General features: G+C 73.0%; 10 protein-coding genes. 4 read left to right on the top strand and 6 right to left on the bottom strand.

Translation table 11 applies throughout. The features are described 5' to 3' along the window. The 3 genes from ACFP2V_RS38650 to hutU all read right to left on the bottom strand — a co-directional run. The coding region (locus ACFP2V_RS38650; protein ID WP_417801231.1) for a hypothetical protein at window positions 1-158 on the bottom strand (158 nt) is incomplete at its 3' end. Beyond that, on the bottom strand, window positions 155-1,372 hold the full coding sequence (locus ACFP2V_RS16785) for an allantoate amidohydrolase (protein WP_381212430.1): 1,218 nt from the start codon (window positions 1,370-1,372) through the stop codon (window positions 155-157). The genes ACFP2V_RS16785 and ACFP2V_RS38650, both read right to left, overlap by 4 nt. A gap of 32 nt (window positions 1,373-1,404) precedes the next feature. Further along, window positions 1,405-3,165, bottom strand: a complete 1,761-nt coding sequence (hutU, locus tag ACFP2V_RS16780) for a urocanate hydratase (protein ID WP_381212292.1) — start codon at window positions 3,163-3,165, stop codon at window positions 1,405-1,407. Between the two features lie 169 nt (window positions 3,166-3,334). Between hutU and ACFP2V_RS16775 the strand changes: the two genes are divergently transcribed. Next, the gene (locus ACFP2V_RS16775) at window positions 3,335-4,813 is read left to right on the top strand and encodes a type III PLP-dependent enzyme domain-containing protein (protein ID WP_381212290.1); all 1,479 of its coding nucleotides are present in this window, start codon (window positions 3,335-3,337) and stop codon (window positions 4,811-4,813) included. Window positions 4,814-4,862: 49 nt separating this feature from the next. Here the strand turns inward: ACFP2V_RS16775 and ACFP2V_RS16770 are convergent, their stop codons facing one another. Together ACFP2V_RS16770 and ACFP2V_RS16765 are read right to left on the bottom strand one after the other, a co-directional pair. Next, a complete protein-coding gene (locus tag ACFP2V_RS16770; RefSeq protein ID WP_381212287.1) occupies window positions 4,863-5,453 on the bottom strand; it encodes a hypothetical protein in 591 nt (196 codons plus the stop codon). A gap of 146 nt (window positions 5,454-5,599) precedes the next feature. Next, complete coding sequence (locus tag ACFP2V_RS16765; RefSeq protein WP_381212283.1) at window positions 5,600-6,445, bottom strand: MurR/RpiR family transcriptional regulator; 846 nt, start codon at window positions 6,443-6,445, stop codon at window positions 5,600-5,602. A gap of 233 nt (window positions 6,446-6,678) precedes the next feature. Here ACFP2V_RS16765 and ACFP2V_RS16760 point away from each other — a divergent pair, with 233 nt between their 5' ends. Further along, window positions 6,679-7,104: a hypothetical protein gene (locus ACFP2V_RS16760; RefSeq protein ID WP_381212427.1), complete on the top strand. Its 426-nt coding sequence runs from the start codon at window positions 6,679-6,681 to the stop codon at window positions 7,102-7,104. A 423-nt stretch (window positions 7,105-7,527) separates the two neighbouring features. On the opposite strand, the gene ACFP2V_RS16755 is transcribed toward ACFP2V_RS16760, so the two are convergent. Beyond that, entirely contained in the window at window positions 7,528-8,916 is a 1,389-nt protein-coding gene (locus ACFP2V_RS16755; RefSeq protein ID WP_381212280.1) for a cystathionine beta-synthase, read from the bottom strand. 257 nt (window positions 8,917-9,173) lie between these two features. Here ACFP2V_RS16755 and ACFP2V_RS16750 point away from each other — a divergent pair, with 257 nt between their 5' ends. Together ACFP2V_RS16750 and ACFP2V_RS16745 are read left to right on the top strand one after the other, a co-directional pair. Beyond that, entirely contained in the window at window positions 9,174-10,220 is a 1,047-nt protein-coding gene (locus ACFP2V_RS16750) for an SGNH/GDSL hydrolase family protein (RefSeq protein ID WP_381212277.1), read from the top strand. A gap of 161 nt (window positions 10,221-10,381) precedes the next feature. Beyond that, the gene (locus ACFP2V_RS16745) at window positions 10,382-11,602 is read left to right on the top strand and encodes an acetyl-CoA C-acetyltransferase (RefSeq protein WP_381212274.1); all 1,221 of its coding nucleotides are present in this window, start codon (window positions 10,382-10,384) and stop codon (window positions 11,600-11,602) included. The last annotated feature ends 216 nt before the right edge of the window (window positions 11,603-11,818 follow it).

Genomic DNA, 11,818 nt, shown 5'->3' with positions numbered 1-11,818 from the left:
CCGACGGCCACGGTCACGCCCGGCTCGACCCGGTCGCCGAGCCAGGCGTGCTCCAGCCAGAACGTCCGCCCGGTGGGCGCCGGGGGCGCGGTGGTCGTGGGGGCTGTGCCGGCCCGGCCGGTCGTTGTGCCGGCCGGGGTGCCGCTGTCCTGTGTCACCTGTACACCAGTCCCTCCAGTACGTCGGCGAGTGCGGTCACCCCGGCCAGGCAGTCGTCCTCGGCCGCGTACTCGGCCGGGGAGTGCGAGACGCCCGTGGGGTTGCGCACGAACAGCATGGCGGTCGGAATGCTCGCGGAGAGGATCCCGGCGTCGTGTCCGGCCCCCGTGCCGAGGACGGGGATCCGGCTCGGGGCCGGGCTGTGGTCTCTGTCCCGGCGCAGGATGCGGGCGAGTTCGTCGCGCAGGGCGTGGTCGAAGTCGACGACGGGTGTGTGGGACTCACGGACCACGTCCAGGTCCACGCCGTGGGCGGCGGCGTGGTCGCGGGCCGCCTTCTCCACCGCGGCGACCACGGTGTCCAGGCTTGTCCGGTCGGCGGCGCGTGAGTCGAGCCAGCCGCGCACCAGGGAGGGGATGGCGTTGACGCCGTTCGGCTCGACGGCGATCTTGCCGAAGGTGGCGAGGGCACCGGCGAGTTCGGCCTCGCGGCGGGCGGCGAGGACGGTCTCGGCATACGGCAGCATGGGGTCGCGGCGGTCGGCGAGACGGGTGGTGCCCGCGTGGTTGGCCTCGCCGCGGAAGTCGAACCGCCAGCGGCCGTGCGGCCAGATGGCACTGGCGATGCCGACCCGGTCGCCGGACAGGTCGAGGGCACGGCCCTGTTCGACGTGCAGTTCGACGAAGGCGCCGATGCGGGCGAGCCGTTCGGGGTCGGCGCCGAGGGCGTCGGGGTCGTGTCCGGCGGCCTCCATCGCCCGGGGCAGGGTGATCCCGTCGCCGTCGGTGAGGCGGTGCGCCTGGGCGCGGGTGAGCTGTCCGGCGGTGAGTCGCGATCCGACGCAGGCGAGCCCGAAGCGGGCGCCCTCCTCGTCACCGAAGTTGACGATGCCGAGGGGACGGCCGAGCGGCGTTCCTCTGCGACGCAGTTCGTCGAGGGCGGCGAAGGCGGAGACCACTCCGAGGGGGCCGTCGAACGCTCCACCGTCCGGCACGGAGTCCAGATGGGACCCGGTGACGACGGCGTCCCCGTCGGCGGGGTCCCCGAGCCAGGCCCACTGGTTCCCGTTCCGGTCCACGTCGAGCCGCAGTCCCCGCAGTCCGGCCTGCGCGGCGAACCAGGCCCGGCATTCGGCGTCGGCGCCGGTCCAGGCGTAACGCCGGTAGCCGCCGGAGCGGGGGTGGCGGCCGAGAGGGAGCAGGTCACGCCACATCGCCTGGAAAGTGGGGGGTGTGGAGGGCCCGGTCACGCGTCCTCACCCTCAGGCCCCTCAGGCCCCTCAGGCCCCTCACGCATCGGTACCCGTACGCCACGCTCCGACGCGACCGAGTCCGCGCGGTCGTAGCCGGCGTCCACGTGGCGGATGACGCCCATCCCGGGGTCGTTGGTCAGGACCCGCCGGATCTTCTCGCCGGCGAGCCTGGTGCCGTCGGCGACCGTCACCTGGCCCGCGTGCAGGGAGCGGCCCATGCCGACGCCGCCGCCGTGGTGGACGGACACCCAGGAGGCCCCGGACGCCACGTTCACCATGGCGTTGAGCAGCGGCCAGTCGGCGATCGCGTCGGACCCGTCGAGCATGCCCTCGGTCTCGCGGTACGGGGAGGCCACGGATCCGCAGTCGAGGTGGTCGCGGCCGATGACGACGGGGGCCGACAGTTCCCCGGAGGCGACCATGTCGTTGAACCGCTCACCGGCCTTGTCCCGCTCGCCGTATCCGAGCCAGCAGATGCGTGCGGGCAGGCCCTGGAAGCGGACCCGTTCCCCGGCCAGGCGCATCCAGCGGGCGAGGGACGCGTTCTGCGGGGACTCGGCCTCGGGGAAGAGGTCGAGGACGGCCCGGTCGGTCTTCGCGATGTCGGCGGGGTCGCCGGACAGGGCGGCCCAGCGGAAGGGGCCCCTGCCCTCGCAGAACAGCGGGCGGATGTACGCGGGCACGAAGCCGGGGAAGGCGAAGGCCCGGTCGTATCCGGCGAGTCGGGCCTCGCCGCGGAGGGAGTTGCCGTAGTCGAAGACCTCGGCTCCGGCATCCATGAAGCCGACCATCGCCTCGACGTGCCGGGCCATGGACTCGCGGGCGCGGGCGGTGAAGCCGGCCGGGTCCTTGGCGGCGGCGTCGGCCATGTCCTCGAAGGCGATGGTGGCGGGCAGGTAGGCCAGCGGGTCGTGGGCGGAGGTCTGGTCCGTGACGATGTCGACGGGGGCACCCATGGCGAGCAGCCGCGGGACCACGTCGGCGGCGTTGCCGAGGACGCCGATGGACAGCGGGCGGCGGGCGTCACGGGCCTCGGTGGCCAGGCGGAGGGCGTGGTCGAGGGAGTCGGCCCGGACGTCCAGGTAGCGGTGCTCGATGCGGCGGTCGATGGCGCGCGGGTCGCAGTCGACGCAGATCGCGACGCCGTCGTTCATGGTGACGGCGAGCGGCTGGGCGCCGCCCATGCCGCCGAGTCCCGCGGTCAGGGTGATGGTCCCGGCGAGGGTGCCGCCGAACTTCTTCGCGGCGACGGCGGCGAACGTCTCGTAGGTGCCCTGGAGGATGCCCTGGGTGCCGATGTAGATCCAGGAGCCGGCGGTCATCTGTCCGTACATGGTCAGGCCGAGGGCCTCCAGGCGGCGGAACTCCTCCCAGTTGGCCCAGTCGCCGACGAGGTTGGAGTTGGCGATGAGGACACGCGGGGCCCATTCGTGGGTCTGCATGACACCGACGGGACGGCCGGACTGGACGAGCATCGTCTCGTCCTGCTTGAGGGTCCTCAGGGTGCGGACCATGGCGTCGAAGGAGCGCCAGTCGCGGGCCGCCTTGCCGGTGCCTCCGTAGACGACGAGCTGGTCGGGGTGCTCGGCGACCTCCGGGTCGAGGTTGTTCTGCAGCATGCGCAGGGCGGCCTCCTGGGGCCAGCCCAGGGCGCTCAGGTCCGTGCCGCGCGGGGCGCGGACGGGGCCGCGGGACGGCGCGGCGGGCCCGGTGGGGGTCCGGTGGGGGGAAACGGGCGGGCGGGGTCCTGACATGGTCTGCCTCCTGGTGGCGAGCTCCCGCGCTTACTGCAGATATTCACACCTTCGCAGCCTGAATAAGGCTAGTCAATGCGTGCGGTCGTGTCGGCGCGGGGAACCGGACGGCGCTCGGCCGGAGGCATGGGCGCCCCCATGGGTACGGGCACGGGCACGGGACATAAGCATGGGCATGGGAACTGAAATGGGAGACGACGGCGGGACGCGGGACACGGGTCACGGCGAGGACGACGGGCGGGCGGCGGGAGCGAGGCGGGCGGCCCGGCGGGACGCGGCGGTGCGGGCCGCCGTGGCGCAGGGGCTGCTCGGCCCCGGCCATCCCCTGGTGGCGCTGCTCGACGTCACGGGCATCCGGGAGTCGGCGGCCCGGTTGCGGGAGGCCTTCGCGGCGGTGACACCGTCCGGCACCCCCGTACTGCACGCCTTCGCGGTGAAGGCGACCCCGCTGGTGCCGGTGCTGCGGCTGCTGCACACGGAGGGCATCGGGGCCGAGGTCGCCAGTCGCGGCGAGCTGGCGCTGGCGCGGGCGGCGGGGGTGCCGCCGGGGCGGACGGTGCTGGACTCGCCCGCCAAGACACCGGCCGAGCTGCGGGAGGCGCTGGCGCTGGGCATCGCCGTCAACGCGGACAATCCGCAGGAGTTGGCGCGTATCGACGCCCTGATGGCCGACTCCCTGGCGCGGTCGGCCGGTCTCCGCTCCCCCCTCGGCATCCGGGTGAACCCGCAGGTCGGCGGGGGCACCATCGAGGCGTTGTCCACCGCCACGGCGACCTCGAAGTTCGGTGTGGCGCTGCGCGACGAGGGAGCGTGGGAATGGGTCGTACGGGCGTACCTCGACCGGCCGTGGCTGACCCGGCTGCACACGCACACCGGCTCCCAGGGCATCGCCCTGCCCCTGATGGCGAGGGGTGTGGCGGAGTCGTACGCGCTGGCCGAGGAGATCAACCGGCGCGCGGGGCGGCAGCAGGTCGACACCGTCGACATCGGTGGCGGGCTGCCGGTCGACTTCACCTCCGACACGGCCGGCCCGACCTACACCCGGTACGCGCGGCTGCTGAAGGAGACGGTGCCCGGACTGTTCGACGGGCGGTACGGGCTGGTCACCGAGTTCGGGCGGTCGCTGCTGGCGAAGCACGGCACGATCGTCGCCCGCGTGGAGTACGCCAAGAGCGCCGGCGGACGGGCCGTCGCGGTGACGCACGCGGGCGTGCAGGTCGCGACGCGCACGGTGCACACGCCGGCCGCGTGGCCGCTCAGGATCGCCGCGTACGACGCCGAGGGGCGGCCCAAGGGGGGACCGGCGGTGGTGCAGGACGTGGCGGGACCGGCCTGTTTCGCGGGCGACCTGCTCGCCCGCGAAATCCCGCTGCCGCTGCTGGAGCAGGACGACTACGTGGCCGCGCTGGACACCGGCGCGTACGCCTTCGCCCACCACTACGGGTACAACTCGCTCCCCCGCCCGGCCGTCCACGGCTTCACCGCACACCACGTGGACCGCGCAAACCACCCGGGCGGCACGAACGGCGCGGGCGGCACCGACGGCGCGGGCGACGGGGTCACCTTCGCGCTGGTGCGACCGGCTCAGACCACCGAGGAGATCGTGGCCGAAGCGGGCGGCGCCCACGCCGACGCCCTGATCCCGTGACCGATCGGCCCTGTCTGATCCCGCCCGGCCCGATGCGGGCCGGGCCGGGTCAGGTCAGGGCCGAGGCCCGGCGGCGGGCACCGCCCGGGGTCGCGTCGCCCGCCGCGATGCCGGTGGTGCGGTAGCCCTTGACCGTCTTGCCGGCCGGGCTGCCCGCACCGCCGCTCAGCCAGTCGACGCGGACCCACAGCAGGATCCCGCCGGCCTGCTCCAGGCGGCCGATCCAGGACGCCTTCAGCCACAGGCCCACACCGCACCCGGCGAGCAGCAGACCGCCCGCCACGGGGACCGCGAACGCGCTTCCCAGGGCGGCGAGGAAGGCGAGCAGCAGCCACCAGCGGTGCCGGCGGCGCCAGGTGCGCATACTGACCGCCCGGTCCTGGAGCACGTCGTGCCGGCCCGCCCGCACCGCCGGCCGGGCCAGCTCGCGGTACCGCCCGCGCCGTACGTACGCCACCACGGCGAGGGCCACCAGGAACAGCGCGGCCCCGGCCGTCACACCGATCCGGCGGCCGGCCGGTCCCGGCACCAGCGCGCCGATGCCCGCCGCGAACACCCCCAGCCACCACAGCGGCGCGGCCCCGGCCCGTACGACCACGGCCACCCGAGCCAGTCCCTGTCCTCCGCTTCCTGCGCGCATCACGTCCAGCCTCCCGTCCCACTTCAGTGGAGCGTCCGTAGGGTCCGGGGCGCAGATTAGTGACTCGAGGTGAGAGAAATCTGAGATACCCGGCAACGAACGCCGCCTCGCCCCGCCGCTCCGGGTCCCGGGCCCGGGTCCCGGCGTCACTCCACGAACAGGCCGCGCGTCGCCGCCTTCGTGTCGAACTCCTCCAGACGGGCCTGGGCGTCGGGCAGGTCGTCGCACATCGCCTCCAGCAGCACCCGGCCCAGCAGCATCGGCGCGCACGCCGTGTCGAAGGCGAGCCCGGTGCCGACGGCGGCGGGCAGCAGCAGGTCGGAGACCTTGGCGACCGGCGCGAAGGCGGAGTCGGCAACGGTGACGACGGTCAGCCCCGTCTCCCTGGCATGGGTGAGGGCGTCGACGACCTCCCGGGGGTGCCGGGGGAGCGCGAAGCAGAGCAGGGCCCCGGCGCCGGCCGCGGCGGCGGCGTCGACGCGGTCGTGGAGCATGGAGCCGCCCTCGTTGAGCAGCCGTACGTCGGGGTGGACCTTGGCGGCGAAGTAGGCGAAGCCGTGGGCCTGTGCCGCCGCCGCGCGCAGCCCGAGCACGGGCAGCGGCCGGCTGCCCGCGAGGATCCGCCCCGCCCGCCGCACGGGCTCCGGATCGGCGAGTACTTCGGCCAGGTGCCGCAGGTTCTCGATCTCGGCCTCGACGGCCTGCTGGTACTCGTTGTACGACCCGGCGTCCGGCGTCGGCGGTCCGGAGGGTACGACCTCTCGCAGATGCCGCCGCAGGGCGGGATAGCCGTCGAAGCCGAGGGCGACCGCGAACCGGGTCACGGAGGGCTGGCTGACCCCGGCCAGCTCGGCCAGTTCCACGCTGGACAGGAACGGCACATCGGCGGCGCGCCGCACCATGCTGTGCGCGATGCGCCGCTGTGTCGGCGTCAACCGGTGTCCCTCGAACAGCGCCTGCAGGCGCGCGGCAGGCCCCTCGGTGACGCTCATGACGCGGCTCCCCCTCGACCTGATCACCTGGCACTGATCACACGGCGCTGACCACACAACGCTGATCACACGGCCGTCCACCCGGCCTATTCACCCACCATGCTTCCTGCATGCCGTTATACAGGCGAGCACGGGGCGCGCACGACCGGGACCGGGCAGGCCCCCGGCCGACAAGGGGGCTGTCCCCAGTGCCATGGGCGGCCGGGCTGCCTACCGTGGTCCGTATGAGCGGAATGGACGCGCGGGACGCCGACCTGAAGAAGGAACTCAACGCCACCCTGCAGGCCCGCAGGGAGCTGGGCGACGAGTACGAATCCGCGCTGGTCGACTCGTTCCTGGAGAAGGTCGACCAGCGTATCGACGGCGCGGTGGAGCGCCGGGTGCGCCGGCAGCTCGCCGAGCAGCAGATGACGGTGGCCCGGGACTCCCGGTCGCCGAGGGCCACGGACACCTGGGGTGAGCGCTTCGGCTTCGGGATCGTCTCCCTGGTCCTGGCGGTGCCGCTGTCCGCCATCGGCGGCGGCGTGGCCCATCTGCCCGGCCTGCTGGTCGCCTGGCTGGGCATCGTCGGCGTGAACGTCGTCCAGGCGTCCCGCATCAACCCGGGCCTGTTCGGCCGCCGCAGGCAGCAGCGGCAGGACGACGACTGGGAGGACTGAGCGCAAGGGCTGAACGCGGAGGACCGGGCGCGGGAGGCTGAACGGGATCAACGCGGGGACCACCGCGCCCCCGTTGCCGGGGGCGGGACGACGGTGGTCCCCGCGTAGTGACGCGGGCCGGTCGGGCCGGGCCGCGCGCCTGGCGTCCATGGAGGTCCGGGAGCCGCTCCGGAGGTCCTGTGACGCCGTTCCCTGCCGGCCGGGAAAGGGGTGCCTCCCCCCGTGCTGAACGCCTGTGAGGTACCCCCGCCCGCCGACGACGACCAGTCTGCCGGACCGGTGTGAAGCGAGTGCTGCGCGTACGTGACACCCGCGTACCACTTCCGCGAAGTCCACGAAGATCACGTCACGGCTCGGCTCCCGGCAGTCACGGCCGGTTCACCCGCCGTCGGCGGACGTCGGCCGTCCGTCACTTCCCGCCGGTCACTTCCCGTCCTTGGCGAGGAAGGAGAGCAGGTCCTGGCGGCTGACGACACCGGTCGGCTTGCCCTCGACCAGGACGATCGCCGCGTCGGCCTTGCCCAGCACGGCCATCAGGTCCGCGACCGGCTCACCGGAACCGACCTGCGGCAGCGGGGCGGACATGTGCTTCTCCAGCGGGTCGCCGAGCGAGGCGGTCTTGCTGAACAGCGCGTCCAGCAGTTCCCGTTCCACCACCGAGCCGACGACCTCGGCGGCCATCACGTCCGGGTGGCCGGCACCCGGCTTGACGACCGGCATCTGCGAAACGCCGTACTCGCGCAGCACCTCGATGGCCTGCCCCACCGTCTCCTCGGGGTGCATGTGCACGAGGGACGGCATGTGACCGCCCTCCTTGTGGTCGAGGACGGCGCTGACGCGCGCGCTGGGGCCGGTGTCCTCGAGGAAGCCGTAGTCGGCCATCCACTCGTCGTTGAAGATCTTGCTGAGGTAGCCGCGCCCGCTGTCCGGGAGCAGCACCACCACGACGTCGTCCTCACTGAGCCGCTCGGCCACCCGCAGTGCCGCGACCACGGCCATGCCGCACGATCCGCCGACGAGCAGGCCCTCCTCCTTGGCGAGGCGCCGGGTCATCTGGAAGGAGTCCTTGTCGGACACGGGGACGATCTCGTCCGCGACGGTCCGGTCGTAAGCGGTCGGCCAGAAGTCCTCGCCGACACCCTCCACCAGGTAGGGCCGCCCGGAGCCACCGGAGTAGACGGAGCCCTCGGGGTCGGCGCCGACGACCTGGACACGGCCGTCGCTGACGTCCTTGAGGTAGCGCCCGGTCCCGGAGATGGTGCCGCCGGTCCCGACCCCGGCCACGAAGTGGGTGATCTTCCCCCCGGTCTGCTCCCACAGCTCCGGGCCGGTGGACTCGTAGTGGCTGAGCGGGTTGTTGGGGTTGGAGTACTGGTCCGGCTTCCAGGCTCCCGGCGTCTCACGGACCAGCCGGTCGGAGACGTTGTAGTACGAGTCGGGGTGCTCGGGGTCCACCGCGGTCGGGCAGACGACCACTTCGGCCCCGTACGCCCGCAGCACGTTGATCTTGTCCAGGGAGACCTTGTCGGGGCACACGAAGATGCACTTGTACCCCTTCTGCTGGGCCACGATGGCCAGGCCGACGCCGGTGTTGCCACTGGTCGGCTCGACGATGGTGCCGCCCGGCTGCAGCTCTCCGCTCTTCTCCGCCGCCTCGATCATGCGCAGGGCGATGCGGTCCTTCACCGACCCGCCGGGGTTGAAGTACTCCACCTTGGCCAGGACGGTCGCCCCGATGCCGTGGGTGACGTGGTTGAGCCTCACGAGCGGGGTGTTGCCGACGAGGCTGATCATCGAGTCGTGGAATTGCACCGTTGTCTCCGGATGCTGCAAAAGGTGTGGTTGACGTAGTGATGCCAGCGTAGAGCCTGCTCCAGACCCTGTCCCCGAACCCGGCCCCCGGCCCCACCCCTCCCGGGTCGTTCACTCAGCGCGAAGATTGGATCACGGTCCGTACGGGGCAAGCACTGGGTGTACGGCTGTGAGGCCGTACGTCCGGCTGTGAAGCCGTACTACTGTGCGGCTGCGGGCCGTACTGCTGTACGGCTCGGAGGAGGTGGCGGCGAGGCATGACGAGGATGTCGAGGGCGAGGGTGGCCCGGCGGATCGCGGCCGGCGCCGCGTACGGCGGAGGCGGCATCGGCCTGGCCGGCGCGGCCGGCGTCGGGCTGCTGCTGGCCGAGGCCCGGCTGGCGCGACGCCGCGTGGGCAACGGCAGGAGCCCCCACGCACCGACCGCGGACGGACTGTACGGTGCCGCCTACACGGTGCCCGGCCAACCGGCGCTGCGCCTGACGATGCTGGGCGACTCCACGGCCGCCGGCCAGGGCGTGCACCGGGCCGGCCAGACCCCGGGCGCGCTGCTGGCATCGGGGGTCGCGGCGGTCGCGGAGCGGCCGGTGGGGCTGAGCACGGTGGCGGTGCCCGGCGCCCGCTCCGACGATCTGGACCGACAGGTGACGCGGGCGCTCGCGGATCCGTCGCGGGTGCCCGACATCTGCGTGATCATGGTCGGCGCGAACGACGTCACGCACCGCATGTCGCCCGCCCTCTCCGTCCGCCACCTGTCCGCGGCGGTGCGCCGGCTGCGTACGGCGGGTGCGGAGGTCGTCGTGGGTACCTGCCCCGACCTGGGCACGCTCGAACCGGTCCAGCAGCCCCTGCGCTGGCTGGCCCGGCGGGCCTCCCGGCAACTGGCGGCGGCCCAGACGATCGGCACGGTCGAGCAGGGCGGGCGCACGGTGTCGCTGGGCGACCTGCTCGGCCCCGAGTTCGCCGCGAACCCCCGTGAGCTCTTCGGCCCCGACAGCTACCACCCCTCCGTCGAGGGGTACGCCACGGCGGCCATGGCCGTCCTGCCGACGGTCTGCGCCGCCCTCGGCCTGTGGCCGGCCCAGGACGAGCGCCCCGACGCCGCGCGCCGCGAGGGCTTCCTCCCCGTCGCCCGAGCCGCGGCCGAGGCCGCCTCGGAGGCGGGCACCGAGGTCACCGCGGCCATGCCCACGGGCCCGAGGGGCCCCTGGGCCCTCCTCAAGCGCCGGAAGCGCCGCCGGTTGCGGGAGCCGGAGCCGCAGGCCGCGGAGTCCGGGGAGCCCCAGAGCCAAGCAAGCGCTTAGTAAGATGCGGCCAGTGTCACACCGCGCGCCCCGTGACCCCGCCACTACGTCCGGGTAGCTTCCCAAGCAGCCCTGCCCGACCACCCGGCACGCCCTCCTCGTCGCCCGACCACCACCCCTCAACGAGGCGCTACGCGCCGCCCCTTCCCTCAGGAGCCGTAATGCCCGAAGCCGTGATCGTCTCTGCCGCCCGTTCCCCCATCGGCCGCGCCTTCAAGGGCTCCCTCAAGGATCTGCGCCCGGACGACCTGACCGCCTCGATCATCCAGGCCGCTCTCACCAAGGTCCCCGAGCTGGACCCCAGGGACATCGACGACCTGATGCTCGGCTGCGGCCTCCCCGGCGGCGAGCAGGGCAACAACCTCGGCCGCGTCGTCGCCGTGCAGATGGGGATGGACCACCTCCCCGGCTGCACCATCACGCGTTACTGCTCGTCCTCCCTGCAGACCTCCCGCATGGCGCTGCACGCCATCAAGGCCGGCGAGGGCGACGTCTTCATCTCGGCCGGCGTCGAGACGGTCTCCCGGTTCACGAAGGGCAACTCCGACAGCCTGCCCGACACCCGCAACCCGTTCTTCGCCGAGGCCGAGGCCCGTACCGCCGCCGTCGCGGAGCAGGAGGACACCACCTGGCACGACCCGCGCGAGGACGGCCTCGTCCCGGACGCCTACATCGCGATGGGCCAGACCGCCGAGAACCTGGCACGGCTGAAGGGCGTCACCCGCCAGGACATGGACGAGTTCGGCGTCCGCTCGCAGAACCTGGCCGAGGAAGCCCTCAAGAACGGCTTCTGGGAGCGCGAGATCACCCCGGTGACGCTGCCCGACGGCACGGTCGTCACCAAGGACGACGGCCCGCGCGCCGGCGTCACCCTGGAGGGCGTCTCGGGCCTCAAGCCCGTGTTCCGCCCCGACGGCCTGGTCACCGCCGGAAACTGCTGCCCGCTCAACGACGGCGCCGCCGCGCTCGTCGTCATGAGCGACACCAAGGCCCGCGAGCTGGGCCTGACCCCGCTCGCCCGGATCGTCTCCACCGGCGTCTCCGGCCTCTCCCCCGAGATCATGGGCCTCGGCCCGGTCGAGGCGTCCCGGCAGGCGCTGCGCCGCGCCGGTCTCACCATCGACGACATCGACCTGGCCGAGATCAATGAGGCGTTCGCCGCGCAGGTCATCCCTTCCTACCGGGAACTCGGCCTCCCGCTGGAGAAGCTGAACGTCAACGGCGGCGCGATCGCCGTCGGCCACCCGTTCGGCATGACCGGCGCCCGCATCACCGCCACGCTCATCAACTCCCTCCAGTTCCACGACAAGCAGTTCGGCCTGGAGACGATGTGCGTCGGCGGCGGCCAGGGCATGGCCATGGTCATCGAGCGCCTCAGCTGACCGACTCGGTCGACCACTGCCGCGATGCCGCAAAGTAGCCGAAGCGGCACGGTTGGTGAGGCCGCGGCCCGGAGTCCCGCGCCATCGGGATTCCGGGCCGTTCCGTGATCCAATCTCCCCCAGGATGTGACCTATCTCCCTCACCGTGGTGATTCACGCAGGTCAGTCTCCCTGTTCCCTTCGGGTACGCCTTGCTGGCGTGAAAACATGGCTGCG

The organism is Streptomyces incanus, from assembly GCF_042656345.1.
Classification (GTDB): domain Bacteria; phylum Actinomycetota; class Actinomycetes; order Streptomycetales; family Streptomycetaceae; genus Streptomyces; species Streptomyces incanus.
Note: the sequence above shows the minus strand (reverse complement) of the source record. Positions and strands in the feature narration are given on the sequence as shown.